34 protein-coding genes are annotated in these 24,719 nt (G+C 70.9%); 25 read left to right on the top strand and 9 right to left on the bottom strand.

The window, feature by feature from the left end:
• Nucleotides 1-162: 162 nt before the first annotated feature.
• From OHA81_RS02370 to OHA81_RS02350, 5 genes are read right to left on the bottom strand one after another with little or no spacing between them, the layout of a single operon-like run.
• Complete coding sequence (locus tag OHA81_RS02370) at nucleotides 163-1,155, bottom strand: ABC transporter substrate-binding protein (protein ID WP_329192242.1); 993 nt, start codon at nucleotides 1,153-1,155, stop codon at nucleotides 163-165.
• A gap of 1 nt (nucleotide 1,156) precedes the next feature.
• Nucleotides 1,157-3,226 carry an ABC transporter permease subunit gene (locus OHA81_RS02365; protein WP_329192239.1) on the bottom strand — a complete coding sequence of 690 codons (2,070 nt, stop codon included), beginning with the start codon at nucleotides 3,224-3,226 and terminating at the stop codon, nucleotides 1,157-1,159.
• 52 nt (nucleotides 3,227-3,278) lie between these two features.
• Nucleotides 3,279-4,370, bottom strand: coding sequence for a quaternary amine ABC transporter ATP-binding protein (locus tag OHA81_RS02360; protein WP_329192237.1), 1,092 nt, complete (start codon nucleotides 4,368-4,370; stop codon nucleotides 3,279-3,281).
• Nucleotides 4,367-5,935, bottom strand: a complete 1,569-nt coding sequence (locus OHA81_RS02355; protein WP_329192235.1) for a GMC family oxidoreductase — start codon at nucleotides 5,933-5,935, stop codon at nucleotides 4,367-4,369. The genes OHA81_RS02360 and OHA81_RS02355 overlap by 4 nt, the downstream gene beginning before the upstream one ends.
• 16 nt (nucleotides 5,936-5,951) lie before the next feature.
• Nucleotides 5,952-7,436 carry an aldehyde dehydrogenase family protein gene (locus OHA81_RS02350; protein ID WP_329192233.1) on the bottom strand — a complete coding sequence of 495 codons (1,485 nt, stop codon included), beginning with the start codon at nucleotides 7,434-7,436 and terminating at the stop codon, nucleotides 5,952-5,954.
• Nucleotides 7,437-7,844: 408 nt separating this feature from the next.
• On the opposite strand from OHA81_RS02350, the gene gvpO reads away from it, so the two are divergent.
• The 11 genes from gvpO to OHA81_RS02295 all read left to right on the top strand — a co-directional run bounded on the left by gvpO (nucleotide 7,845) and on the right by OHA81_RS02295 (nucleotide 13,464).
• Nucleotides 7,845-8,156, top strand: a complete 312-nt coding sequence (gvpO, locus tag OHA81_RS02345; protein WP_329192231.1) for a gas vesicle protein GvpO — start codon at nucleotides 7,845-7,847, stop codon at nucleotides 8,154-8,156.
• A gap of 48 nt (nucleotides 8,157-8,204) precedes the next feature.
• Nucleotides 8,205-8,639 (top strand): gas vesicle structural protein GvpA, encoded by a 435-nt coding sequence (locus OHA81_RS02340; RefSeq protein ID WP_329192229.1) that lies wholly within the window; start codon nucleotides 8,205-8,207, stop codon nucleotides 8,637-8,639.
• Nucleotides 8,636-9,355 carry a GvpL/GvpF family gas vesicle protein gene (locus OHA81_RS02335; protein WP_329192227.1) on the top strand — a complete coding sequence of 240 codons (720 nt, stop codon included), beginning with the start codon at nucleotides 8,636-8,638 and terminating at the stop codon, nucleotides 9,353-9,355. The genes OHA81_RS02340 and OHA81_RS02335 overlap by 4 nt, the downstream gene beginning before the upstream one ends.
• A gap of 5 nt (nucleotides 9,356-9,360) precedes the next feature.
• Nucleotides 9,361-9,597 carry a gas vesicle protein GvpG gene (locus OHA81_RS02330; RefSeq protein ID WP_329192225.1) on the top strand — a complete coding sequence of 79 codons (237 nt, stop codon included), beginning with the start codon at nucleotides 9,361-9,363 and terminating at the stop codon, nucleotides 9,595-9,597.
• Between the two features lie 8 nt (nucleotides 9,598-9,605).
• Nucleotides 9,606-10,280, top strand: a complete 675-nt coding sequence (locus tag OHA81_RS02325; protein ID WP_329192224.1) for a DNA primase — start codon at nucleotides 9,606-9,608, stop codon at nucleotides 10,278-10,280.
• Nucleotides 10,273-11,451: an SRPBCC family protein gene (locus OHA81_RS02320; protein ID WP_329192222.1), complete on the top strand. Its 1,179-nt coding sequence runs from the start codon at nucleotides 10,273-10,275 to the stop codon at nucleotides 11,449-11,451. The genes OHA81_RS02325 and OHA81_RS02320 overlap by 8 nt, the downstream gene beginning before the upstream one ends.
• Nucleotides 11,448-11,768, top strand: coding sequence for a gas vesicle protein (locus OHA81_RS02315; RefSeq protein WP_329192221.1), 321 nt, complete (start codon nucleotides 11,448-11,450; stop codon nucleotides 11,766-11,768). The genes OHA81_RS02320 and OHA81_RS02315 overlap by 4 nt, the downstream gene beginning before the upstream one ends.
• Nucleotides 11,765-12,571: a GvpL/GvpF family gas vesicle protein gene (locus tag OHA81_RS02310; protein WP_329192220.1), complete on the top strand. Its 807-nt coding sequence runs from the start codon at nucleotides 11,765-11,767 to the stop codon at nucleotides 12,569-12,571. The genes OHA81_RS02315 and OHA81_RS02310 overlap by 4 nt, the downstream gene beginning before the upstream one ends.
• On the top strand, nucleotides 12,568-12,753 hold the full coding sequence (locus tag OHA81_RS02305) for a gas vesicle protein (protein ID WP_329192218.1): 186 nt from the start codon (nucleotides 12,568-12,570) through the stop codon (nucleotides 12,751-12,753). Before OHA81_RS02310 ends, OHA81_RS02305 begins: the two co-directional genes overlap by 4 nt.
• The gene (locus tag OHA81_RS02300; RefSeq protein ID WP_329192216.1) at nucleotides 12,750-13,022 is read left to right on the top strand and encodes a gas vesicle protein K; all 273 of its coding nucleotides are present in this window, start codon (nucleotides 12,750-12,752) and stop codon (nucleotides 13,020-13,022) included. The genes OHA81_RS02305 and OHA81_RS02300 overlap by 4 nt, the downstream gene beginning before the upstream one ends.
• Nucleotides 13,023-13,086: 64 nt before the next feature.
• Nucleotides 13,087-13,464 (top strand): hypothetical protein, encoded by a 378-nt coding sequence (locus OHA81_RS02295; RefSeq protein WP_329192214.1) that lies wholly within the window; start codon nucleotides 13,087-13,089, stop codon nucleotides 13,462-13,464.
• Between the two features lie 108 nt (nucleotides 13,465-13,572).
• On the opposite strand, the gene OHA81_RS02290 is transcribed toward OHA81_RS02295, so the two are convergent.
• Nucleotides 13,573-14,214: an HAD-IA family hydrolase gene (locus OHA81_RS02290; RefSeq protein WP_329192212.1), complete on the bottom strand. Its 642-nt coding sequence runs from the start codon at nucleotides 14,212-14,214 to the stop codon at nucleotides 13,573-13,575.
• Nucleotides 14,215-14,455: 241 nt separating this feature from the next.
• Here OHA81_RS02290 and OHA81_RS02285 point away from each other — a divergent pair, with 241 nt between their 5' ends.
• The gene (locus OHA81_RS02285; RefSeq protein WP_329192210.1) at nucleotides 14,456-14,629 is read left to right on the top strand and encodes a CsbD family protein; all 174 of its coding nucleotides are present in this window, start codon (nucleotides 14,456-14,458) and stop codon (nucleotides 14,627-14,629) included.
• A gap of 80 nt (nucleotides 14,630-14,709) precedes the next feature.
• On the opposite strand, the gene OHA81_RS02280 is transcribed toward OHA81_RS02285, so the two are convergent.
• Nucleotides 14,710-15,804, bottom strand: coding sequence for an SRPBCC family protein (locus tag OHA81_RS02280; protein ID WP_329192208.1), 1,095 nt, complete (start codon nucleotides 15,802-15,804; stop codon nucleotides 14,710-14,712).
• 3 nt (nucleotides 15,805-15,807) lie between these two features.
• Nucleotides 15,808-16,893, bottom strand: a complete 1,086-nt coding sequence (locus tag OHA81_RS02275) for a histone protein (RefSeq protein ID WP_329192206.1) — start codon at nucleotides 16,891-16,893, stop codon at nucleotides 15,808-15,810.
• Nucleotides 16,894-17,116: 223 nt separating this feature from the next.
• Between OHA81_RS02275 and OHA81_RS02270 the strand changes: the two genes are divergently transcribed.
• From OHA81_RS02270 to OHA81_RS02215, 12 genes are all read left to right on the top strand, one after another.
• Nucleotides 17,117-17,491, top strand: a complete 375-nt coding sequence (locus tag OHA81_RS02270; RefSeq protein ID WP_329192204.1) for a gas vesicle protein GvpO — start codon at nucleotides 17,117-17,119, stop codon at nucleotides 17,489-17,491.
• Between the two features lie 31 nt (nucleotides 17,492-17,522).
• The gene (locus tag OHA81_RS02265; RefSeq protein WP_329192202.1) at nucleotides 17,523-17,993 is read left to right on the top strand and encodes a gas vesicle structural protein GvpA; all 471 of its coding nucleotides are present in this window, start codon (nucleotides 17,523-17,525) and stop codon (nucleotides 17,991-17,993) included.
• A 3-nt stretch (nucleotides 17,994-17,996) separates the two neighbouring features.
• Nucleotides 17,997-18,713: a GvpL/GvpF family gas vesicle protein gene (locus OHA81_RS02260; RefSeq protein WP_329192200.1), complete on the top strand. Its 717-nt coding sequence runs from the start codon at nucleotides 17,997-17,999 to the stop codon at nucleotides 18,711-18,713.
• A gap of 39 nt (nucleotides 18,714-18,752) precedes the next feature.
• On the top strand, nucleotides 18,753-19,001 hold the full coding sequence (locus OHA81_RS02255) for a gas vesicle protein GvpG (RefSeq protein ID WP_329192199.1): 249 nt from the start codon (nucleotides 18,753-18,755) through the stop codon (nucleotides 18,999-19,001).
• 22 nt (nucleotides 19,002-19,023) lie between these two features.
• Complete coding sequence (locus OHA81_RS02250; protein WP_329192197.1) at nucleotides 19,024-19,449, top strand: gas vesicle protein; 426 nt, start codon at nucleotides 19,024-19,026, stop codon at nucleotides 19,447-19,449.
• On the top strand, nucleotides 19,446-20,345 hold the full coding sequence (locus OHA81_RS02245; RefSeq protein WP_329192195.1) for a GvpL/GvpF family gas vesicle protein: 900 nt from the start codon (nucleotides 19,446-19,448) through the stop codon (nucleotides 20,343-20,345). The genes OHA81_RS02250 and OHA81_RS02245 overlap by 4 nt, the downstream gene beginning before the upstream one ends.
• A complete protein-coding gene (locus OHA81_RS02240; protein WP_329192193.1) occupies nucleotides 20,342-20,563 on the top strand; it encodes a gas vesicle protein in 222 nt (73 codons plus the stop codon). The genes OHA81_RS02245 and OHA81_RS02240 overlap by 4 nt, the downstream gene beginning before the upstream one ends.
• Nucleotides 20,553-20,951 carry a gas vesicle protein K gene (locus OHA81_RS02235; protein WP_329192191.1) on the top strand — a complete coding sequence of 133 codons (399 nt, stop codon included), beginning with the start codon at nucleotides 20,553-20,555 and terminating at the stop codon, nucleotides 20,949-20,951. The genes OHA81_RS02240 and OHA81_RS02235 overlap by 11 nt, the downstream gene beginning before the upstream one ends.
• A 71-nt stretch (nucleotides 20,952-21,022) precedes the next feature.
• Nucleotides 21,023-21,196, top strand: coding sequence for a hypothetical protein (locus OHA81_RS02230; protein WP_329192189.1), 174 nt, complete (start codon nucleotides 21,023-21,025; stop codon nucleotides 21,194-21,196).
• A 144-nt stretch (nucleotides 21,197-21,340) separates the two neighbouring features.
• Nucleotides 21,341-22,048, top strand: coding sequence for a TetR/AcrR family transcriptional regulator (locus OHA81_RS02225; protein ID WP_329192187.1), 708 nt, complete (start codon nucleotides 21,341-21,343; stop codon nucleotides 22,046-22,048).
• Between the two features lie 500 nt (nucleotides 22,049-22,548).
• Complete coding sequence (locus tag OHA81_RS02220) at nucleotides 22,549-22,905, top strand: PRC-barrel domain-containing protein (RefSeq protein ID WP_329201950.1); 357 nt, start codon at nucleotides 22,549-22,551, stop codon at nucleotides 22,903-22,905.
• Nucleotides 22,906-22,926: 21 nt separating this feature from the next.
• Complete coding sequence (locus OHA81_RS02215; RefSeq protein WP_329192185.1) at nucleotides 22,927-23,094, top strand: hypothetical protein; 168 nt, start codon at nucleotides 22,927-22,929, stop codon at nucleotides 23,092-23,094.
• A gap of 82 nt (nucleotides 23,095-23,176) precedes the next feature.
• Here the strand turns inward: OHA81_RS02215 and OHA81_RS02210 are convergent, their stop codons facing one another.
• On the bottom strand, nucleotides 23,177-23,533 hold the full coding sequence (locus OHA81_RS02210; RefSeq protein WP_329192183.1) for a hypothetical protein: 357 nt from the start codon (nucleotides 23,531-23,533) through the stop codon (nucleotides 23,177-23,179).
• Nucleotides 23,534-23,723: 190 nt separating this feature from the next.
• Between OHA81_RS02210 and OHA81_RS02205 the strand changes: the two genes are divergently transcribed.
• A complete protein-coding gene (locus OHA81_RS02205; protein ID WP_329192181.1) occupies nucleotides 23,724-24,581 on the top strand; it encodes an ArsR/SmtB family transcription factor in 858 nt (285 codons plus the stop codon).
• The last annotated feature ends 138 nt before the right edge of the window (nucleotides 24,582-24,719 follow it).

Genomic DNA, 24,719 nt, shown 5'->3' with positions numbered 1-24,719 from the left:
TCCCCGCCCCGACGCGGCATCGCCGCCGTGCTCCACCGCTACGCACGCGAGCGGCGCCGCCGCCCGAGGTCATGAACCGACGCCGAGGCCGTCGCACCCGCGAGGGGCGCGACGGCCTCGGCTCGCACACGGGCGGCACGCGTCAGCCGGGCGGGCGGCGAGTCAGCGCGTCCACGGCTTCCACACCGGCTCGTGGCGCTCCACCCACTTGCGGGCGGCCTGTTCCGGCGTCAGCTTGTCCTCGGCGATCATCAACGCCACCTCGTTCTGGTCCGCGACGGTCCAGTGGAACTTCTTCAGGAACGAGGCCGCCTTCCCACCGTGCTCCGCGAACCGCGTGTTCAGGTACTTCTGCAGCGGTGTCCGCGGGTAGGCGCAGTCCACCTTCTCGGGATCGGCGTCGCAGCCCTCCCGGTACTCGGGCAGCTTCACCTCCGTCATGGGAACCCGCTCGAACAGCCACTGCGGCTCGTACCAGTAGGTCAGGAACGGCTTGTGCTCCTTGGCGAACTGCCTGATCTGGGTGATCTGCGCGGCCTCCGACCCGGCGAAGACGACCTCGAAGTCGAGGCCGAGGTTCTTCACCAGCGCCTTGTCGTTCGTGACGTACGAGGGCGAGCCGTCCATTAGCTGGCCCTTGCCGCGGCTCTCGGCGGTCCGCAACTGGTCGGCGTACTTGCCGAGGTTCTTCCAGTCGGTGACGTCCGGATGCTCCTGGGCGAAGTACGTGGGGACGAACCAGCCGATGTGGCCGGTCACGCCCAGGTCGCCGCCCGGCGTGATGGTCTTCTTGCCCTCGACGTACCGCTTCTCCTGCTCCGGGTGTCCCCAGTCCTCCAGGATCGCGTCGACCCTGCCCTGGCTGAGCGCGTCCCAGGCGGGTACCTCGTCCACCTGGACGGTGTCGACGCGGTAGCCGAGCTCGTGTTCGAGCAGATAGGCGGCGACAGCGGTGTTCGCCTGCGCGCCGACCCACGACTGGACGGAGAGGGTCACGGTCTTCGCGCCCCGCGCGGCGGCGTAGGGGGAGGACTGGCGGGTCATGTCGGCCGCCCCGCAGGCGGTGAGCGCGAGGAGGGAGGACGTGGCCGCGAGCGCTGCGACCACGCGCCGGCCGCGGACCGGTCCTCGGTGGTGGTGGGGGAAGATCCGCATGTCAGGCCTCCTTCGCGGGCTGGGTGACGCGGTCGAGCACCAGACCCAGGCAGACGATCGCGGCGCCGGCCACCAGGCCGGTGGCCAGGTCGCCCTGGGCCAGGCCGAGGACGACGTCATAACCCAGCGCGCCACCGCCGACCAGGCCACCGATGATCACGACGGCGAGGACCAGCACCACCGCCTGGTTCACGGCGAGCAGCAAAGCGGGCCGCGCCAACGGGAGTTGCACGTGACGCAGCTGCTGGGTGCCCGTTGCGCCGAGGGAGCGGGTCGATTCGAGGGCCGCCGGGTCCACCCCGCGCAGGCCTTCGGTGGTGATGCGCACCACGGCGGGAAGCGCGTACACGACCGCGGCTGCCGCGGCGGGCGCCCGCCCGACACCGAACAGCGCGACCACCGGGATCAGGTAGACGAACTGGGGCATGGTCTGGCACACGTCGAGCACCGGGCGCAGCAGGCGCTGTGCCCGGGCACTGCGGGCGGCGCCGACGGCGACGGCGAAACCGAGTACGAGGGTCACCGCCACGGCGGCCAGCACCTGGGAGAGGGTGTCGAGGGACGGCTCCCACACGCCGAGGACCCCGATGGCGGCCAGCGCGAGGACGGCGGTCAACGCCGTGCGCCAGGTACCGACCAGCAGACCGAGGGCGCCGACCAGGGCCAGGAGCAGCCACCAGGGGGTGGCCTGCAGACCGGAGCGCAGCGGGTCGAGCACCCAGCCGGTGAAGCGGGCCGCCCAGTCGGCGGTGCCACCGACCACGGGCACTCCGGAGTAGAGGTGGTCGGTCATCCAGGCGACCGCGCGGTTCACGGGCTCCGCGATCGGCACGGTCCAGGACCCGGGCCACAGGGCGGAGCCCGCCATCCGGCCAGCGACGGCCACGGCGACCGCGGCGAGGAGGGTGAGCAGCCACCCGTACCAGCCCGCGAAAACGCGTCCCAGGGGATGCCGCTCCGACGGTGGGGCCGGGGCGGCGCCCAGGCGGTCGCCCGCCGCGTCGGCCGTCCGGTCGAGGACCACGGCGAGGAGAACGATGGGGACGCCGGCGGCGAGCGCCGCACCGACATCGACCGAGGCGAGCGCCTGGTAGACCCGGTCGCCGAGGCCGCCGGCGCCGATCACGGAGGCGATGACGGCCATCGACAGCGCCATCATGACGGCCTGGTTGACTCCCAGCATCAGCTGTCGGCGGGCCAGGGGGATGCGCGCGGTGAGGAGGCGCTGGCGCCCCGTCGCGCCGAGCGAGGCCGCGGCCTCCAGCACCCCGGCGTCGGCCTCCCGCAGGCCGAGCGCGGTCAGCCGCGCCATCGGCGGGGCGGCGTACACCACGGTGGCCAGGACGGCGGCGGGCACGCCGATGCCGAAGACCAGCACCATCGGCAGCAGGTACGCGAAGGCGGGCAGCACCTGCATGGTGTCGAGTACGGGGCGCAGCGCGCGGTCGGCCCGGTCCGACATCCCGGCGGCGAGGCCGAGCAGGGCGCCGAACACGACCGAGGCCGCGACCGCGACGACCATCAGGGCCAGCGTCTGCATGGTCGGCACCCACATGCCGAGCAGCCCGCACGCGGCGAACGCCGCGACGCAGGTCAGCGCCAGCCGGACGCCCGCGAGGCGCAGGGCCACCAGGCCGGCGAGGGCGGTGACGCCCGTCCAGCCGGCGGCGAGGAGCACGACGTACACCGCGCGGACCGACACCACCACGGCGTTGCTGACGTGCCCGAAGAAGTACAGGAAGAGTGGATGGTGGTCCCGGTTGTCGATGATCCAGTCACCGGCCCGGCCGAGCGGCCCGGACAGGTCGACGGCCAGCGAACCGGGCCAGCCGGCGGCTCCGGGCAGCAGGAAGGCGGCGGGCACGAGGACCAGGGCGACGACGGCGAGGGGCCAGACCCTGCGGTCGGCGCGGTGGCGGAGCAGCAGGGCCCGCAGCCGGGCGCGGGGCGAGGCGGGAGCGGGGGGCCTGCGGTCCGGCCGTCTGCTCCCGTCGGGTCCCGTGGGTCCGTCGGACGCGAGGGGCGGGCGCGAGGGGCCCTGCTCGCGCACGGATGTGGTGGTCGCGGTCATCCGCACCACCGCCCGTCACCGGGGGCGGGGGCAGCGCAACGGGCGCGGGGCGTCATGCCGCCACCCCCCGGCCGTCGGGCGTCGGCAGGCCGGCCACCACGGCGAGCAGCCCGGCGTCGTCGACGACGCCGAGACAGCGGCCGTGGTCGACGACCCGGGCCGGGCCGCCGCTGCGCGCCACGGCCTCGATGGCTTCCACCACGGTGGCGGCGGGGGCGAGCGCGGGCCCGTGGTCGGCCTCGTCGGCCACCGCGGGGCGCATCGCGCTGCGTACGGTGATCACCTGCTCGCGCGGTACGTCGCGGACGAAGTCCCGTACGTAGTCGTCGGCGGGCGAGCCCACGATCTCCTCGGGCGTGCCCAGCTGCACGATCTTGCCGTCGCGCATCAGCGCGATCCGGTCGCCCAGGCGCAGCGCCTCCGTCAGGTCGTGGGTGATGAAGACCATCGTGCGGCCCTCCTCGTGGTGCAGCCTCGCGACCTCGTCCTGCATCTCCCGGCGGATCAGCGGGTCGAGCGCGCTGAACGGCTCGTCGAAGAGGAGGACCTCCGGGTCGGCGGCCAGGGCCCGGGCCAGGCCGACGCGCTGCTGCTGGCCGCCGGACAGCTGACCGGGCCGGCGTTCCTCAAGGCCTTCGAGGCCGACCTTGACCACCATCTCGGCTGCCTTGGCCCGCCGGTCGATGCGGCTCACGCCCTGGATCTCCAGGCCGTAGGCGACGTTGTCGAGCACGGTGCGGTGCGGCAGCAGGCCGAAGTGCTGGAAGACCATGGCGGCGCGGTGCCGGCGCAGCTCGCGCAGGCGGGCGGCGTCCATGGCGAGGACGTCCTCGCCATCGATGGAGAGCGACCCCGCGGTGGGCTCGATCAGCCGGGTCATGCAGCGCACGAGGGTGGACTTGCCGGAGCCGGACAGGCCCATGACGACGAACACCTCGCCCTTGCGGACGTCGAAGGTGACGTCACGGACGGCGGCGGTGCAGCCCGTCCGCTCGCGGAGTTCGGCCGCGGGCAGCGAGGCGTACTCGGAGTCCGGGACCCGCACGGCCTTGCGCTGCGGACCGAAGACCTTCCACAGCCCGTCGACCGAGAAGACGGGGGAGCCGGTGCCGGGCACGGCGGCACCGGTCGAGGGCGCGTTCACCGGGTCTCACCGCCCCGCAGCAGATCAGCGGCTTTCTCGCCCACCATGAGTACTCCGATCATCGGGTTGACGGCGGGCATCGTCGGGAAGACCGAGGCGTCCGCGATGCGCAGGCCGTCGAGGCCACGTACCTTCAAGTCAGGTTCCACAACGGCCTGTTCGTCGTCGGCGGCGCCCATCTTGCAGGTGCCGGCCGGGTGGTAGACGGTGTGGGCCACGGAGCGGGCGTACGCGCTCAGGGCCTCGTCATCGGTGATCTCGGGACCCGGGCAGACTTCGCGCCGCAGCCAGCCCGCCAGCGGCTCGGTCGCGGCTATCTCGCGGGCCAGCTTGATCCCGTCCACCAGGGTGCGTGCGTCGTAGTCGTCCTCGTCTGTGAAGTAGCGGAAGTCCAGGGCCGGCTTGACCTCGGGGTCCGCACTCGTCAGGTAGAGACGTCCGCGGCTGCGCGGCTTGGGGATGTTGGGAGTCAACGACACCCCGTGCGCGGGGCGTTGGTAGCCGATCCGCTCAGGGTTGTCGGTGAAGGGGATCTGGTAGAAGTGGAACATCAGGTCGGGACCGGGGGAGTCCGGGTCGCGCCGGACGAACAGACCCGCGTCGCTGTCCATCGCCGAGTTCTCGGGGATGGGCCCTTCGGTCTCCCAGACGATCACCGATTCGGGGTGGTCGAGCAGGTTCTCGCCGACTCCGGGCAGGTCGTGGACGACGGGTATGCCGAGCGCCTCCAGGTCACGGCGCGGACCGATGCCGGAGTGCAGCAGCAGCCGAGGGGTGTCGACCGCGCCCGCGCACACCAGCACCTCCCTGCGGGCCGTGATCAACGACCGGCTGCCGTCCTTGGCGCGGACGTGGACGCCGCGCGCCCGGGTGCCCTCCAGCTCCAGCCGGTACGCCCAGGTCTCCAGCAGCAGCCGCAGGTTCGGCCGGTCGTCCATGACGGGGTGCAGGTAGGCGACCGACGCCGACGAGCGCTTGTTGTCCTCGGGGTGGTAGGCCAGGTCGAAGAAGCCCACGCCCTCGTGGAACGGCTTCCGGTTGAAGCCCTCGACGCGCGGCACCGCCAGCGCGTCCTGGGCGGCGTCCACGAAGTCGCGGGCGATGGCGTTGCGGTCCGCCTCGCCGACCGGCACGATGTTGTTCAGGAGCCGGTCGAAGTACGGGTCCATCGCGGCCGCGTGCCACCCCTCGGCTCCGGCCTCCGCCCACTCGTCCCAGTCGGACGGCAGCGGCTTGAAGGCGATGAGGGTGTTGTGCGAGGAGCAGCCGCCCAGGACCCGGGCCCGGCTGTGCCTGATGTGCGAGTTGCCGCGCGGCTGCTCCGTGGTCGGGTAGTCGTAGTCGAGTTCCCCGCCGAGCAGCCCCATCCAGCGGCGCAGGGTCAGGACGTCGGGGCGGTCGACATCGCTCGGACCGCCCTCGATGACGGCGACGGTGACGCTCGGGTCCTCGGTGAGCCGGGAGGCGATCACCGAACCGGCGGTACCGCCGCCGACCACGACGTAGTCGTACTCGTGTCCGTCTTCGTGCCCGTGGTGGTCATGAGGGTGCGTGGTGCTGGTCATCTCTCTCCTGCCCCCGTCAGCCCGCGAACCAGCGCACGGGGCGCGGCGCGAGGTTCTGGTACACGTGCTTGGTCTCGCGGTACTCGGCCAGTCCCGACGGGCCGAGCTCGCGCCCGATCCCGGACTTCCCGAATCCGCCCCACTCCGCCTGCGGAAGGTAGGGGTGGAAGTCGTTGATCCACACGGTGCCGTGGCGCAGCCGCCCGGCCACCCGGCGGGCGCGGCCCTGGTCCGACGTCCAGACTCCGCCGGCGAGGCCGTACTCGGTGTCGTTGGCGAGCGCGACGGCCTCGTCCTCGGTGCGGAACGTCTCGACGGTCAGGACCGGCCCGAAGACCTCTTCGCGCACGACGCGCATGCGCCGGTTGCAGCGGTCGAGGACGGTCGGGCGGTAGAAGTACCCGGGCCCCTCGGGCCGTTCGCCTCCGGCGCGCAGGACCGCCCCCTCGGCGAGCGCGGAGGCGACGTACGACCGGGTCCGCTCCAGCTGCGCCGCCGAGACGAGCGGGCCGCACTCGACCCCCGGGTCCGTGCCGCGACCCAGGCGGATCTTCTCTGCCCGGCGCGCGAGTTCCGCGACGAACCGCTCGCGCAGCGACTCCTCGACGATCAGCCGGGAGCCGGCCGAGCACACCTGACCGCTGTGGATGAAGGCGGCGTTGAGGGCCTGGTCGACGGCGGTGTCGAAACCTTCCTCCGTGGCGCAGGCGTCGGCGAACACGACGTTGGGGTTCTTGCCGCCCAGTTCGAGCGCGACCTTCTTGACGGTGTCGGAGGCCGCCCGCATGACCTTCGTACCGCTGGTGAGACCGCCGGTGAAGGAGATCAGGTCGACGTCGGGGTGGGCCGCGAGGCGGGCGCCCACCGGGTCGCCTGGTCCGGTGACCAGATTGGCGACCCCGGCGGGCAGGCCCGCCTCCACCAGCAGCTCGATCAGGACCACCGTGGTCAGCGGGGTCAGCTCGCTCGGCTTGACGACGAAGGTGTTGCCCGCTGCCAGGGCCGGGGCGATCTTCCAGCTCGCCTGGAGCAGCGGATAGTTCCACGGCGTGATCAGGGCGCACACCCCGACCGGCTCGTGCACGACCACGCTGTGGATGTCGGGCGAGCCGGCGTCGACCACCCGGCCGGCGCCCTCCCCGATCACGAGGTCCGCGAAGTAGCGGAACGCGTCAGTGACGCAGTCCACATCCACGCGGCCCTCTTCGAGCGTCTTGCCGGCGTCCCGGCTCTCCAGGAGGGCGATCCGCTCACGGTCACGCTGGAGCAGGTCGGCGGTGCGGCGCAGCAGCGCCGCCCGCTCCGCGACCGGGGTGCCCGGCCACTCCCCGCCGTCGAAGGCGGCCCGGGCGGCGCCGACGGCCGCGTCCGTGTCGGCGGCGTCACCCTCGGCGACCACGGCGAGGACGGTGGCGTCCGCCGGGTCCAGGACCTCCCTGGTGGCTCCCGATGCCGCTGACCGCCACGTCCCGGCCGTGTGAATCGTCTGTTGCTCCGACACTGCGCGCTGTACCTCCGGTTCCGGCGCCGCGGCGGGCCCGCGGCGACCTGGAGTAGGCGCGCCTGCCCAGTGCCCGGGACGGCATGTCCCATCCGTCACTCAAGTGACCGGAGTCACGCCAGACACAGAAACGGGGCCGTGTGAGCCGGGTGACCGGCCGGCGCCGGATCAGCGCACCCCGTCACCGCCTGGTCCGCACGGGCGGACCACCCGGGCAGGGGGCCACCCGCAGAGGGGACCGGTCGGACAGGGGGACCGGCCGGCGTCCGACACGGGCGGGGCACTCGTCATCCCCGGCTCCCGGGCGGGTCGTTGCTCCAAAGCACCCAAAAGCGACATGTCAACTCGCCTTGTTCCGCACACCGTTTGAGGCCTGCCCAGTCGGTCATACGCGGCAGGGAGGAAGTCATGGCCAACACATCTGACAACGACACACAGAAGAAGGCGGACGGAGGGAAGCCTCCGCGCCCGGCAGCGGTGATCCTTTCGGCGATGCAGCAGCTGTCCCAGCTGCTCGGTCTGCCGGCCGAGGCGGTGAGCTCCTGTGAGCGCGCCGAGGACGGCACCTGGAAGCTGAAGGTCGAGATCGTCGAACTGCCCCGCGTCCCGGACACGATGACACTGCTCGCCTCGTACGACGTCGAAGTCGACGGCGACGGCGAACTCATCGGCTACCGGCGTACCCGCCGCTACGAAAGGGGTCGTGCGGACCGTCGCTGACCCGGCGGCACCCCCCCGGCCCCACCCTAGAGAAGGGAACCGGAAACTATGACTGTCGTTCCTGCCCAGCCCGCGCCCGCCGCCTCCGGTGGCGGCGGCTCCAGCGGCCTGTACGACGTACTCGAACTCATCCTGGACCGCGGTCTGGTCATCGACGCGTTCGTCCGCGTGTCCCTGGTCGGCATCGAGATCCTCAAGATCGACATACGCGTGGTCGTGGCCAGTGTGGACACCTACCTGCGGTTCGCCGAGGCGTGTAACCGACTCGACCTGGAAGCGGGCCCCCGCAAGAGCCCGGGCCTGCCCGACCTCGTCGGCGAGATGACCGAATCGGGGGCGCGGGGCAAGACCAAGGGAGCCCTGAGCGGCGCCGCCCAGACCATCTCCGACGCCTTCAGCCAGGCCCGCGACGAAAGCTCCGAGGAAAAGACCGAGAGCCGGCCGCGTCGGCGTACCACCACCCGCCGGGAGGAGAAGGAATGAGCACCTACGTCTACGGCATCACGCGTGCCTCACAGAGCCTGCCCGACAGCATCGAGGGGATAGGCGAGCCGCCCCTGCCGGTCCGGACCGTCCGGGCCGGAGAGCTGGTCGCCCTGGTCAGCGACGCTCCCGCGGAACTGAAGGCGAAGCGGCGTGACCTCCTCGCCCACCAGCGGGTGGTGATCCAGGCGCAGGTGAGCGGGCCCGTCCTGCCCATGCGTTTCGGCGGCGTCTCTCCCGATGACGAGGCCGTGGGCGCGGTCCTCAGTGAGCACCACGACGCCTATCTGGAACGTCTGGGCGTCCTGGCGGGGCGCGACGAGTACAACGTCAAGGCCAACCACCACGAGGAAGCCGTCCTGTACGCCGTACTGGCCGCCGACCCCGAACTCCGCGCCCGCCACCAGGCGAACCGCGCGGCGGGGGGCGGCACCCACGACGAGAAGCTGGCCTTCGGCGAACTCGTCGCCCGGGCCGTCTCCGAGCGGGAGCGAACCGACGCCGCACTGATCGAGGAGACCCTCGCGCCACTCGCCGAGGGCGTGCGCCGAGGCCCCGAGAGCACCGGCTGGCTGGCCAACTACTCGTTCCTCGTCGACCGCGAGCGCCGGGAGGACTTCCTCGCCGCCGTCCGGAGCCTGCACGAGCAGCATGAGCACCTCCAGGTACAGGCGACCGGACCGCTGCCCCCCTACAGCTTCGCCGAGGCGGGCTGAGCGCCGTGGGCCTGCTCAAGGAAGTGCTGCTGCTCCCCGCCGCCCCGGTGCGCGGGACCGGATGGGTGCTGCGCCAGGTCGTCGCGGAAGCGGAGCGGCAGTACTACGACCCCGCCGTGGTCCAGCGTGAGCTCGCCCGGCTCGTCGAGGCCTTCGAGGCAGGCGGTATGGACGAGGCCGAATTCGACCGCCGGGAGGACGAGCTCCTGGCCCGACTGGAAAACAGGATGCGACGGCAATGAACAACCGCATGGCAATGGGACTGGCGGTGAGCGCCGGCTACGTGCTGGGCCGCACCAAGAAGGCCAAGCTCGCCTTCGGTCTGACCACCCTCGTGCTCGGCCGGAAGCTCGCCCCCGACGGGGCATCGGTCGCGTCCTTCATCGGCAGCCGCCTCGGCGACAGCCCTCAGCTCAAGGAGATACGCGAGCAGCTCCGCACGGACCTGCGCGGGGTGGGCTCGGCGGCCGCGAGCGCCCTGGTCGACCGCCGACTGGAGGCGGTCGCCGACCGGCTCCACGATCGCACGCTGGACGTACAGGACCGCCTCGCGGGCCTGACGGGTCGCGACGACAAGGACCACGCCGACGACGAGACCGACGAGGACCGGGTCACCGACGAAGACCGGGCCGGCGATCACTCCGACGAGGCTGACGAGGCCGACAAGTCCGAGGAGGCCGACCAGGCGGACAAGGACGGCGCCGGTGGGCGGCCGGCCCGCAAGCGACCGGCCCGCAAGCAGACGGCCGCCCGCACCGCCGGCCGCCGCACCGCGACCTCCGCGGCCAAGAGCGAGGCCAAGAGCGCGGGCGGGACGAAGCGCAAGAGCGCCGACACCGACAGCGGCTCGGACGAGCGGCCGGCCCGGCGCACCGCCGCGAAGCGGTCCGCAGGCCGCGGCCGGGGCGGTGACGGCGATGCCTGAGACAGCACTGGCACGACTCAAGGACAGCCCCGCCGCCGACCGGGCCAAGCAGGAACTGGAGGCCTACCTCCTCGCCCAGGCCGAACGCCTGCTGGCCGGCGCCGGCCGGGCCATGGGCCGCTCCACCGCACACCTGAACGCCCTGGCCGACGGGAGCAGTCCCGGGCTGAAGGCCATGGCCCTGGACGGCGCCCGCAGGATCCGCAAGGGGCGCGGCCCCCTCCGGGCGGTGCTGGAGGCCGGGGCGAAGCAGGCCAAGGACAAGACGGCGGGCGCGGTACGCGACCGGCTGGGCCGACGGAGCGGCCGGCCCGGCCGCGGTCGCCCCACCGTCATCCTCGAATCGGTGGACGTCGGCGTACCCGTCAAGGACGCCTACAACCAGTGGACGCGGTACCGGGAGTTCCCGGACTTCGCGCGAGCCGTCACCAGCGCCGAGGCCCAGGACGAGACCACCAGCAACTGGAACGCCAAGATCTTCTGGTCCCGGCGCAGTTGGACGGCCCACATCACCGAACAGGTGCCCGACGAGCGCATCGCCTGGACCTCCGAAGGCGACAAGGGCACCACGCGCGGCGTGGTCACCTTCCACGAGCTGACGGTCGATCTCACCCGCGTCCTGCTGGTCATCGAGTACCACCCGCGAGGCCTCGCGGAGAAGACCGCCAACCTCTGGCGCGCCCAGGGCCGACGGGTGCGTCTGGACCTGAAGAACTACGCCCGCTACCTCACCGTCAAGGGCGGCGAGTCCGACGGCCGGCGCGACGAGATCCGCGAAGGCGAACTGGTCGAGAACGACCGGGGCCACGAGGAGGATCCCGAGGGCCGTCACGACCGCTCCGACACCTCGGAGGCCGAGGAGCCGGACGAGATCGATGCCGAGGACACGGCCGGCGGCTACGACGAGGAAGCCGCGGTCCCCGAGGAAGACGAGGCGGACGACGCCGCGTACGACGACGCCTACGACGGGGAGGACGAGGAAGAGGTCGAGGAGAGGGAGGAGCCGGGCGCCTACGAGGACGACGCGTACGAGGACGAGGACTACGAGGACGAAGCGGCCGCCGACGCCGAGGCGGAACCGGAAGCGGAGCCCGAGGACGAGCCCGAGCCCGAGGACGAGCCGGAGGCCGCCCAGCCGCGCGCCCGCCGGGAAAACCGACGACGCGCATGAGCATGCCCTCGGGTCTGCCCCGGTCCTACGACGACAACTCCAGCGCCAACCTCGCCGACATCCTCGAACGGGTCCTCGACAAGGGCGTGGTCATCGCCGGCGACATCCGCATCAACCTGCTCGACATCGAACTGCTCACCATCAAACTCCGCCTGGTGGTCGCATCCGTCGACCGGGCCAAGGAGATGGGGATCGACTGGTGGGAGCAGGACCCCGCCCTGTCCTCCAAGGCCCGGCACCGCGAACTGGGCAAGGAGAACGAAGAGCTGAGGCGACGCGTAGCGGAGCTGGAAGCACGCCAGGAGGAACTCCCGTGACGGACGAACTGCTGTACGTCTACACCGTCCTGCGGAGCACCGCACCGCCGTCCGCGCCCCTGGTCCTCGACCCCCGCGCCCGGCTGGGCGGCGGCCTTCGACTGGTCGAGCACCAGGGGCTCACGGCGGTCGCCGAGCCGGTGGAGGCGGCCGACTTCGACGAGGAGCCGTTGCGCGCACACCTGGAAGACCTGGACTGGCTCGCCGACGTGGCGCGGGCCCACCACGACGTGGTCGCCCACGTCGGTGGCCAGACCACCACGGTGCCGCTGCGGTTGGCGACCCTGTGCCGGGGCCAGGCCGGCGTCCGGCGGATGCTGGCCGACGCCCACCTGGCCCTCACCGAAGCCCTGGAACGGGTGACGGACGCTGAGGAGTGGGGCATCAAGCTCTACGCACAGCCCGCCCCGGACGGCCGACCGCCCGCCGACCCCGGTACGGCGGCGGCCCCGGCCCCCTCCGGGCGGGACTACCTCCGCCGCCGGCTCGCGGACCGTCGCGCCGAGGCCGACCGCACCGACGAGGCCCGGCGAGCGGCCGAATCCCTCCACCAAAGGCTCGCCCACGAGGCCACCGGCGCGGTACTGCACCCGCCCCAGCAGCAGCAACTCTCCCAGGCTCCCGGACAGAACGTCCTCAACGCCGCCTACCTCGTGCCCACGGCACGCCGGCAGGCCTTCCTGGACAACGTCCCCACGGCCGACGACCTGCCGCCGGGCGTCCGGGGGGAGATCACCGGCCCTTGGGTGCCCTACTCGTTCACCCATACCAACGCGCCCGCCCCGTCGGCCGAGCCCGCATGATCGGGAATCAGGACGTCGCCCTCGTCGACCTCCTCGACCGCCTGTTGGCGGGCGGCGTGGTCCTCGCGGGTGACATCACCTTGCGCATCGCCGATGTCGATCTCGTACGGATCGATCTCAAGGCGCTGATCAGCTCGGTGAACGACACCGTGCCCGCACCCTGGATGGAGGGAACGCCATGAGCCGTCCGCAGCGGGTGGAGCTCGACCCGGACACCGTCGAACGCGACCTCGCCCGCCTGGTCCTGACCGTCATCGAACTGCTGCGGCAGTTGATGGAGCGTCAAGCACTGCGCCGGGTGGAGACGGGAGGCCTGTCGGAGGAGCAGGAGGAGCGCCTCGGCCTGACCCTGATGCTCCTCGAAGACCGGATGGAACTGCTGCGCAGCCGTTTCGGGCTGCGGCCCGAGGACCTCAACATCGACCTCGGCCCCTTGGGGAAACTCCTGTGAACGACACCCGTGATTTCCGCCGTACGGAGGGTTTACCGTACAGACTTCCGGTCACACGCTGGACATGACCGAATCGGGAAAGACCACCAACAACAGTTCCTCGTCCGGTAGTTCCTCCAACGGGACCAAGGCCCGCTCGCAGGCCGCCGGAGCGGCGCGCCAGGGCGCGAAGGCGGCCTCCGACGCGGCGAACGGCACCGCGGGAGTCTTCACCGCTCTCCCCGCCCCGCTGGCGGAGAAGACCGCGGCCGCAGCCCAGGCGCTGCGCGGCAGTGTCGGCCGGGCCGGCTGGATCTGGACCGCGATCCGGGCCCGCAAGGCCATCGCGGCCGGGGCCGCCACCGCCGGTGCGGCCGCCGTGACCACCGCATACACCCTGGGCCGCCGGTCGGGCCTGCGCCGCCGCGGTCCGCTCACACGGCTCACCGGCGGCCGCATCTGAGCCGGTGCGCACGCCCCGGGGGCCGGGGCGCGGTCTCCCGTTTCGACGGGCCGCGCCCCGGCCCCCTCCGGGCGGCGGCTGCCTCGTAGGTCCGCCCCGAGGGGCGAGCTACGCGCGGACCTGTCCCTCCTCGGCCAGGGCCACCCCGAGGAGGTCCTCGAGCCGGGCGATCGTTTCCTCGGGCTCCTTCGCGTGGACCGTCGCGAAGCCGAGGGCGGCTGCGGGCGCGAGGTAGCTTTCGGTGTCGTCGACGAAGACGCACTGTTCGGCGGGCAGCCCCAGAGCATCCAGCGCGACCTGGAAGAACTGCGGGTCGGGCTTGCGCATCCGGTGGTGCTCGGAGATCGCCACGGCGTCGTAGAGAGTGTCGAGGTCGTATCCGTCGTAGAGGTTCCACGGCGTGAGCCCGACGCTGTTGGACAGGATCCCCACCTTGACTCCGGCGCGCCGTGCGGCGGCCGCAGCGTTGATCACCAGCGGCTCGGGACGAAGGTCCGCGAACATCCTGTGCATCAGACCGTCCGGGGAAACCCCGAGCAGGAGTGCCGCAGCCTCGTTCCATTGGGTCTGGGTGAGCGCGCCGCGCTCCAGCTCGTGGGTGAGCCGGACGCCTTCCTCGTTCAGGTACAGCGCGGTGATGCACGCGCCCTCTTCCAGGCCCTCGCGCTTTTCGAAACCGAGCACGGCGGGAAGCAGCGGCGTGGTGAGCACCCCGCCGAAGTCGAGGACGAGGCCGGTACGGTGCGGCATGGGGAAGGCTCCAGCGGTGAGGCGCGTGTTGATCATGTACATCGCCCTCGTACCGTACCAATCGATCTTGCCGACCTCGGTGGCTGCCCAGGGCGGCCGAAGCAAGGGCGAGGGCGTGCACAGCCGAGGCACCCTGCCGCACATGTCCGAATCATCCCGTAATGCGTATGGATTTTCGCGGTGGGTAGGGGAGGGGTCAGGACCATATTGCTCCGCGCTGACCGGGGCGGAGGTGAGAGACATGAGTGCAGGCAAGAAGGCCAAGAACGCGGCGAAGACGACCAAGGGGAAGTTGAAGGAGACCACGGGCAAGGCCGTGGGGAACGAGAGTCTGGAGATGAAGGGGCGGGGTGAGCAGGCGGCGGGTGACGCCAAGCAGGCCGCTCAGAAGGCGAAGGACGCGCTCAAGCACTGACGTGAGGGGTGCGGACCGAACGGCGGGGGTGAGGGCCGACAGGATCTTCCTGTCGGCCCTCACCCCCGCCGGGGGTGTCATCAGGTGTTTCGGCGTCGGCGCCTGCGGGGCGGAGACGTCTCGTACTGCTCCTCTTCCTCGTCTTCCTCCTCCTCGGGCTCTTCCTCGGGCTCTTCCTCGGCCTCGTCGGCGTACTCCTCGTCCTCGTCGTAGTCCTCGGCGCCTTCTTCCTGGCCTTGGTCCTCCTCCTCGTCCGCGTACTCTTCCCCGTCCTCAGTGCCTTCCTCCGCTCCGTTCTCGTCCTCCTCCTCGTCGTATTCGTCCTGGTCGGCGCCCTCGGCTTGCTCTTCTTCCTCCAGTGCCTCCTCGTGGGTCCGGACGACTTCGCCGTCGCGGATCTCGCCGCGCCAGCCTTCGGGCTCGTCGGTGGAGAGCATGGTGTAGCGCAGGAAGTGCTTGAGGTCCAGGCGCAGGCGGCGGCCTTGGGCGCGCCACAGGTTGCCGGTCTTCTCGAACAGTCCGGAGGGGTGGTATTCGACGACGATGACGATGCGGGTGAGTGACGGGGCGAGTTCGTGGAAGGTGACGCAGCCGCGGGTGGTGCCCTTGGCGCCTTGGGAGGTCCACACGATGCGGTCGTCGGGTACCTGTTCCTGGACCGTTGCCTTCCAGCTGCGGCTGGAGGGCCCGACCTTGACCTTCCAGTCGCTGTTCGTCTCGTCGTCGCGGGAGACGTCGCGGACGCCCTTGGCGAAGCCGCTGAAATCCTCGTACTGCGTCCAGTGGTCGTAGACCCTGCGCAGGGGGAGGCCGACGTCGATGGCCTCGACGATGTTGACGACCTTGCCGCCGCCGCTCTTGCGGCCCTTGCCCTTCCCGAAGGCCTGGGAGACGGTGTCGGTCACCTTGTCCTTGAGGTCTCCGAGCTTCTGGCCCGCGATCGCCTTGATGGGGGAGTCGCCTTGGAGGAGGCGGCCGCCGATGCCCGCGACGTCGGAGAGCGTGCCGCCGTTGTCGGCGACGTCGTAGAGCTGGTCGGTGAGGTCGGAGACCTTGTCGGTCGCCTTGTCGGCCAGCTGGTCGGCCTGCGCGGCGAGGAACCCGGTCAGTTCCTTGAGCAGCTGGTCCAGCCCGCTGCCGGACTCGTTTCCGCTGGAGCGGTCTGAGGTTGCCATGGCCTACCTCCGCGTGGACGGCTTGCGGGCCGCGGTCTTCTTCGCGGCCGTCTTGCGTGCAGGGCTACGGCTGGCGGTCTTCTTGGCGGGTGCGCGTGCCGTGCTGCTCTTGCGCGGCGCGCTGCTGCTGGCCTTCTTCGCCGCCGTCTTGGACGGCGCTCTCGTGGCTGCGTTCTTCCTGGCGGGCGCGGCCTTCGCCGCCGGCCTGCCGCTGGAGGTCTTCTTCGCCGCGCTCTTCTTGGCCGCGCTCTTCTTGGCGGGCGCTGCGTGCTTGGCGGGCGCGGCGCTCTTGGCGGGTGCCTTCTTCGCCGGAGCCTTCTTCGCCGGTGCGTTCCTTGCGGGGGCGTTCCTTGTCGGGGCCGCCGCCTTCCTGGCCGGGGCGGCCTTCTTGGCGGGCGCCGGCTTCTGTTCGGGGGCGGTCTTCTTCGTGGTCCTCGACCGCTGACCGGCGTCGCGGTCGGCAGCGGCGCTCTTGGCGGCTCGTGCCGGGGTCCGCTTCCGCCGTGGCGGCGGAGGCTCTTCCTCTTCCTCTTCCGCTTCCTCTTCTTCGCCCTCCTCCTCTTCCGCTTCCTCCGGCGCACCCGCTTCTTCTTCCTCCTCTTCCTCTTCCTCCTCCGGCTCCTCCTCGCTCTCTTCTTCCTCTTCGGGCTCGTAGCCCTCTTCGTCCTCGTCTTCTTCCTCCGTGTAGTCCTCGCCCTCGTCCTCGTAGGGCTCCTCGCCCTCGTCTTCGTCCTCGTCTTCGCGGGACCGGCCGCGGCCGCCCCCACCGCCGCCGCTGCGGGTCAGTTCGAGGGTGCGCTCGTGGAGGGAGCCCGCGAGGTCGGCGAGCTTGCGGTTGGCCGCGGTGGCCAGCGCCTGCCGGCCGGCGTCGAGGGCCTCACCCCGCAGCTGTTCGCCGAGGTCGGCGAACTGCGGCATTTCCTTGAGCCGCGAGGCGCCTTCCTTGAGCAGCTGCCCGGGTTCGAGCCCGAAGCGGCGGCCGGCGAGGTAGGTCGCCATGGTGAACGCCAGGCGGCCCTTCTTCGTCCGGCCGAGTAGGTAGCCCCCAGCCACAGCGGCTGCGAGCGCGATCTTGTTGGTGTCCTCCATGATCATCCCCTACCGAGGGCGCTGGAAATTCTTCGTATCGCCGTCCGCAGTCGGCGGACCCCGTGCGCGCTGCCGGCCGGCGAAGCGGGCCCTGCTCGGGCGGGGCCGACGAGCGGGGCCTTACTCGGGCGGTCTTTCAAGCTCCTGCCCCGGGTGCAAGACTTATGCGCAGATTTAGTGACATTCTAGTTTCTGTGAGTCCTTCTCCCCAAGGGAGTGGTAAATGGCCGCAGCGGAACCTGCGCGCCCCCGGCGGCCCTCTTCCCGGGCCGGCGGCGAGGGCGGACAGCGGGACAGGCAGCCGCCCGAGCGGGCCGCATCCCGGCGGCGTTCCGGTGTGCCCGGAGCCGCGTCGGCGATGCGGGCCGCGGCCGGACAACTCGCCGAACTACTGGGCCGCCCCCCGGAATCCGTCTCCTCGCTGAAGCCGACCGATGACGGCTGGGTGGCGCAGGTGGAGGTGGTGGAGCTGGAACGCATCCCGGAGACGACCAGCGTGATGGCCAGCTACCGGGTCGCGCTCGACGAGGACGGCGAGCTGATCTCCTACGAACGCACCCGCCGCTACAGCCGCGGCACGATCGACCGGCCGGCCTGAGAGCAGGTACGGGCCGGCGGAAGGAGGCGCCATGACCATGGTGCCGCAGGGCGGAAGCCCGGTCGCCCGAGGGCAGGGAGGCGGCACGAGCAGCCTCTACGACGTCCTGGAGCTCATCCTCGACCGTGGTCTGGTCATCGACGTCTTCGTCCGCGTTTCCCTGGTGGGCATCGAACTCATCAAGATCGACGCGCGGATCGTGGTGGCCAGCGTGGACACCTACCTGCGTTTCGCCGAGGCGTGCAACCGCCTCGACCTCGAAGCCGGCCGCAAGGCTCCCGCCCAGCTCCCCGACGTCATGAGCAACATGCTGGAGGGAGGCGCCCGTGGGAAGAGCAAGGGGGCGCTCAGCGGGGCCGTCGAGGCGGTCACCGACTCCCTGACCGGCAAATCCTCCAAGTCCAGGGAGCCCGAGGAGGAAGAGGAAGAAGAGGAAGAAGAGGTCGAGGCGCCCAGGCGCCGCCGTCCCGCTCGGCGCCCCGTACGGCGGGAGAAGGAGTGACAGATGGCGCTCTACGTGTACTCGATCACCGCCAAGGACCATCCCCGCCGCCTGGACGGCGTCAACGGCGTCGGCTCCGAGCCCGCACCGCTGCGCACGGTCACGGCCGGACCGCTGTGCGCGGTGGTCAGCGACGTCAGCGAGGAGATCCGGCCCAAACGCCGTGATCTGGCCGCGCACCAAGAGGTGCAGGAACGGCTGATGGCCGACGGGACGGTCCTGCCTCTGCAGTTCGGCTACGTCGCCGCAGATGACCTCGCGGTCTCCCAGGCACTGGAGTCCGACGCAGAGGGCTATCTCAGTGCTCTCGAACGCCTGGAGGGCTGCGCCGAGTACCACGTGCGGGCCTCGCAGGCCGATGAGACACCGTTGCTGCAACAGGTTCTCGAGGACCTGCCGGAGGCGAGGGACCTCAACGACCGCATCCGCGGCGGAGACCAGGATCCGGGGCTGCCGCTCGCCCTGGGCGAACTCGTGGCGGGCGAGGTACGGGCACGGCAGGAGGCGCTGGCAGCCGGACTGACCGAGGCGCTCCTTCCCTTCTCCCGGGACCACGTCGTTCGCCCCGCGTCGGGAAGCGACTTCCTCAACCTCTCCCTCCTCGTGCCCGAAGAGCACACGCAGGAGTTCCACACCGCACAGGCCAACCTGGCCCGCGAGATCGGCAGCGGCATCGACCTGCGGTTCTCCGGCCCCCTGCCGCCCTACAGCTTCGTCTGACGCATCCGCCCGCACCCCGAACACGAGGGGAGGAAGACCATGGGACTGCTGACCCACCTGCTGACGCTCCCCATGGCGCCGGTACGCGCCGTCACCTGGGTCGCCCAGCGCGTCGTCGATCAGGCGGAACAGGAGTACTACGACCCCGCCCCCATCTGGCGCAGCCTCGGCGAGCTGGAGCAGCGACTGCTCCTCGGAGAGATCGACCAAGAGACCTTCGACCGGCAGGAGGACGAACTCATCGACCGCCTGTCGGAGATCTCCCAGTACCGCCGCCCGCCGTCCTGAGAGTCGAAGGGGGAGCGCCACCGTGACCGAATCCCTGCCCGGCCGCCCCGGAACCTTCGCCTCCCGTGCGCCGACGCCCTACGGCCAGACCTCCACCTCGAGCCTCGCCGACATCCTCGAGCGGGTCCTGGACAAGGGCATCGTCATCGCCGGCGACATCCGCATCAACCTCCTCGACATCGAGCTGTTGACCATCAAACTCCGGATCCTCATCGCCTCCGTCGACAAGGCCAAGGAAATGGGCATCGACTGGTGGGAGCACGACCCCTCCCTCTCCAGCCGGCACACCGGCAGCCCCCTGGAACAGGAGAACCGCCGCCTGCGCGCGGAACTCGAAGCCCTCCGCGGCCAGATCGGCCAGGCCCCGCCAGAAGAGGAAGAAGAGGCCCTCGGTGAGGAACCGGACGGCGGGCGGACGGCCCGGCGACGTCGGGGGAGCCAGCAGTGAACACGTACGCCACCCTCACCTACGTCTACGCCGTCACCCGGCCCACCCCCCGACTGGCCGAGGCCCTCGCCTCCCTTGAGGGCATCGGCCGGGCACCTGTCCGCCTCCTGCTCCCCGGCCCGCCCGTCGACGTCGCAGCGCACCCGGACGCTTGCGGTGCGGACCACGCCTTTTCGGGCGCAGGACCCGCCCCGCTCGCCTTCGCGGCCAGCGAAGTACCGGAATCCGACTTCAACGAGCAGGCCCTCAAGAACCACTTCGAAGACCTGGAATGGCTCGAGTACGTGGCCCGCACCCACCACGACGTCGTACAGGCCATCGCCGCCCACGCCACCGTTCTGCCCCTGCGCATGGCCACCGTCTACCAGGACGAGGGCCGGGCCCGCCAAGCGCTCACCGCCCAGCGCCGTACCTTCACCCGGCGCCTGGACGAGCTGGGCGCCCACACCGAGTACGGCGTCAAGATCTACCTCACCAGCCCCTCGACCACGGAGGGCACCCGGGCCGACGACGGCGCCGCGGCCACGCATGCTGCTCCCGCCAGTCCCGGCAAGGCCTACCTGCACGCACGCCGCGCCCAGCACCACGCCCGTGAAGCCGTCTACCAGCAAGCCCGGCAAGCCGCCGCCGCCATCGAAGCCATCGCCGACCGCCACGCCACCCGCCGCGTACGCCACGCACCCCAGAGCGGCGCACTCACCGGCCCGCAGGAGAACGTACTCAACGACGCCTACCTCGTCCCCGACGACCAAGCCGAACCGTTCCGGAGCGCCATCGCCGGTGCCGCCGGTGATTTCCCCGACCTGCGCATCGAGGTCACCGGCCCCTGGGCCCCGTACTCCTTCGCCATGCCCGCGCCGGACGGCCCGCCCGACCCGCAAGAGCCACCGTCATGACCCTCATGGAGCGCGGCGAACCCCTGCCCGGCCGCCAAGTCGCCCTCGTCGACCTCCTCGACCGGCTCCTGAGCGGCGGGGTCGTCCTCACCGGCGACATCGTCCTGTCGATCGCGGACATCGACCTCGTCCGGATCTCCCTGCGCGCCCTCATCGTCTCCGTCAGCTCCGAGACCAGCAGGACCCGGGCCCAGGACGGCAGCCGCGATGGCCCCTGACCAGCCCCCGCCCCCGTACCCCCGCCCGCTTCAAGACGTCGGGGACAGCCTGACCCAGGCCTTCCGACTCGTCCAGGCGCCCCCCACCCCCCACGACCAGCAACCCCGACCCGCCCGCCGCCTCCACACCGACCCCGATACGGTCGGCGAAGACCTCCTCAAACTCGTCCTCACCGTCATCGAACTCCTGCGTCAGCTCATCGAACGCCAGGCCCTGCGCCGCGTCGATGCCGGCGACCTCACCGACGACCAGGAAGAAGAACTCGGCTCCACCCTCCTCGCACTCCACGACAGCCTCTCCGACCTGTGCGCCGAACACGGCTACGCCCTCGAAGACCTCAACCTCGACCTCGGCCCTCTGGGCCCCCTCCTGCCACCCCGCGACTGAAGCGGCCGGCCCGCCCCGGCCGCCGGCACCAGCCCCCTCCCCGGCACCCCACGAAGAAAGCGGGGGAAGAGATGAGCGCGTCAGAGAAGATGAAAGCGGCCGCCGAGCAGGTGATCGGCCGGATCGTGCAGAAGACGGCACACACCATCGGAAACAGGACCACGGAAGCCAAGGGCGCAGCCCTGGTGGCCCGCGGGAAGGCCAGGCACGTGAAGGAAAGGGCCAAGGACAAGATCACGGGATGACCCGCGGCCGCCGCGCGGGCCGCTGTTCCCCTGTGCCCGCACCACGAGGTGAGACCGACCAGAACGGCGCGAGGTCCGCGGGCGGACGGCAAACACGGCGATCCCCGCGAGCGATAGGGTGTAACACGCGAGGAGGAGGCTGCCATGAGCGACGCAGCTGCCACGACAACCCCCCGCGAGCGGTACCGGCAGCAAGTGCGTGCCGAGATCAAAGCGCGGGCACGGGAGCAGATCGCCGCCGCCGGGACGTCCGCCCTCTCCCTCAACGGCATCGCCAAACACATGGGTCTCAGCGGCGCCGCGCTCTACCGGTATTTCACCGGCCGCGACGAACTGCTCACCGAACTGGTCCGGGACGCCTACCAGAGCCTGGTCGGCTCGTTCCGAGCGGCAGCCGCCCGCAAGGAGCGCGACCTCACCACATTGGCGCACGCCCTGCGCACCTGGGCACTCGACGATCCCCAGCGCTACTTCCTCGTCTACGGCCCACCCGTGCCCAGATACCGCGGCCCTGCCGACGTCACGGCGATGGCCTCGGAAATCATGAGCATCGTCCTCGATGTATGTGCCACCACAGCCATGGGCGGCGGCACGGCCAGGTCGGCCGAAGCCCGCCCGACCGACCGCGCCCACGCGCTCGCGGCAGATCCGGCATCAGCCTCGGCCCTGCGCCTGGCCGGCTCCTTCTGGACCCGCCTGCACGGAATCCTCTCCCTGGAGCTCAGCGGCCATTTCGCCGGGATGGGCCTCGACCCCGCCCTGCTCTACGAAGCCGAGCTGGACCTCCTGCGCCTCGCCGAGCGGATCTCCCACCCCCCTGCCGGTCCTGCAACCCTCTGTACGCACCGCTGACGAACTGCGCCGTGCCTCGCTGGAGGCAGATTCCGGGCGATCAAGCCGTGCTGTACGCGTTCGACGGTGAGCGCTGGATGGATTACACCGTCAACCGGAGTCCACGGGGCACCACCGCGCGGCACATGTGGCGCAGCGCCCGTCGTAGAGCGATTCCCGTGCCCCAGGCCAGCAGCCGTGCACCCCACACCGTGAACCGCCGGTACATCCGCCACCTGAGAGCCGCCCCCAGTGGCGGGCGGATGATCGAAAAGCGGCGGCTCCGCTTGCGTCGGTGTCGTGCCGACGCGCCCTTCACGAACGTCTCCGACCGGCGCCGGGCCGGTAGAGCCCCGAGACGATAAGAAAGTCGACGATGATGCCCATAATGTCCTCTTATTGGCACACAAACTCATCTTAGAATTGATATACACCTTCTGTCGGCATCCAAACCTCGAGGAAGACAGCGCGTGCTGCGGTGAGGTGGCGCGGCGATGGGAACGGGAGAAACGGAGATCATGATGTTCGAGGCCAGTGACATCCGGGAGTGGCGCGGCCACGAGGTGATCGACTCCGACCGGCACAAGATCGGCACCCTGGAGTCGGTGTACGTCGACACGGCCACCGACCAGCCGGCCTTCGCCACCGTCACCGTCGGCCTGCCCACCCGCCGCCGCCTGGTGTTCGTACCCTTGGACGGAGCTACCGTCGGGCCCGGCTATGTGAAGGTCGCGCACTCCAAGAACGTGGTCAAGGACGCCCCCTCCATGGGCACGGACGACGTCCTGCCGGCCGAGGGGGAGCCGGCGGTCTACACCCACTACGAACTGCCCTACCAGCCGGGGGCGGGCGGCGAGCGTCGCCTGGCCCGCCGCTGACCCCATCCCCAGGAGGCCGGCATGGTGCTGTTCCTGCTCCTGCTCCTCGTGGCGGTCGTCCTCGGATTCATCGGGGTACTCGCCGAGGGCCTGTTCTACCTGCTGATCATCGGCGTGGTCATCCTGATCGTCGACATCGTCATCATCGTCTTCCGCCTCCGCAGCGGCGGCAAGCACCACGTCCGCTAGCGAGAGGAGGCCGGCACCCGGTGGGGTGCCGGCCTTTGCCGTCCGGAACGAGGAGCTCGGAATTCCGGATCTGCCGGACGTTCTAGTTGTACCAAGCGCTGCCGACCTGTTGGACCCCGTTGGAGATGGAGATGGCGACCTGGTGCGTGCTGTCGTGGTAGTACGGCCGGTCCGTGGAGCCGCTCGAGTACGGGGTGACGCTGATGCTTTGGGCGACCGGCTGATTACCGGTTGCGGTGTTGCGCTGCCAGAACGACATCCAGCACGTGTTGGGGCCGGTGGACTGCAGCGTGGCGGTGGCCCAGTTGGAAGAACCGCCGCCGTCCAGGTGCAGCTTGCCCACGCACCCGGGAACAGTGAGGGTCACCGTACCGGTCGAACCCGCGTAGGCCGTTCCCCCCGTTCCCATCACGGCCAACAGGCCGGCGCCGATGGACATTGCCGCAGCTCGTCGCAGTGAACGAGTCATGAATTCCCCTCCAGAATTGAATTTTCCGGTTCCTCTTCGTTCCCGGCATCGTCGTGCCGTGGTGCACACGCATCGTTTCGGTTGCGCGCGGCCACGGGTAGCTTTCGTCATGCACGCGCAAAAGCCCTGATGGGAATGTCAAGTGCGCAGGAGGCACACCGTGATACGGATTCATCTCGGATCCGAGGGCCTGGGTCAGGTCCGGATATGTGCCCACCCGGACTTCGACGCCGAACTGACAGCGGCCGGGAGGGCCTACGCCCGCCAGGGGCGGCCCCAGGACCTGCTGATGCAGCTTTACGCGCGCAGCATGTCGCCGGATCTCGCCGAGGGCGTCAGCCCCCTCTACCTCTCCCACTTGTTCGCCTGCCGCAGTCCCACCCCCTTCACCAAGGCGCTCGCCGAGGGTGAGCAGCGGGCCCGCGGCGTCCTGGCCGACGCCATCGACCACCTGCGCAGCACCGCCGTCGAGGCACAGCGCTCGGGCATCCGGTCTGCGGTCGCCACCAGGTCCGTCGACCTGTCCCACCGCTACGTCACCGGCGGCGCCTCCGCGATGCTCCGGCAACTCGGACACGGCATCAGGCTCCGTCGCGGCATCCTGGAACTGCCGACGTCCTTCGACGCGGACCTCGCACTCGACCGGCGCTCGCTGCAGATCCAGGCAGTCGCCCTCAGCCCACGGGTCACCCTGGCCGAGCCGGCCGACGATCACCTGACCATCCGGATCCCCGCCGGACCCGCTCCGCGAACCGGGCCGGCCCAGGAAGCGGCGCTCCGATCCCTGCTGGGCGCCGGCAGAGCGGCAGCGCTGGGGTGCATCGTCACGTCCGGCGGAGTCACCGGGCGGCAACTGGCCTCACTGCTCGGCGTGTCGAACGCGGCAGCGAGCAGGCACGCTGCGGTGTTACGGCGCGCAGGCCTGATCCGCACCCTGCGCAGGGGGCAAGCGGTCGAGCACGTCGCAACCTCCTTGGGTTACCACCTGGCACGACCGGAAACGCCGACGGCGCAGTAACCGCAAGCCCCGCTCGGGAGACGGGGCACCGCCGTGCCGGTCGGGAACCCGACGTCCGGATTGCCCGTCGGGCGTACGGGTCACCCGTGTGGTCCGCGCCGACAGGCGCATCCCGCACACGTGGCCATAGCGTCGGTG

Source organism: Streptomyces sp. NBC_00667 (assembly GCF_036226825.1).
In the GTDB taxonomy this organism is placed as follows: Bacteria; Actinomycetota; Actinomycetes; order Streptomycetales; family Streptomycetaceae; genus Streptomyces.
This window is presented reverse-complemented; position numbering and strand designations above follow the sequence as displayed.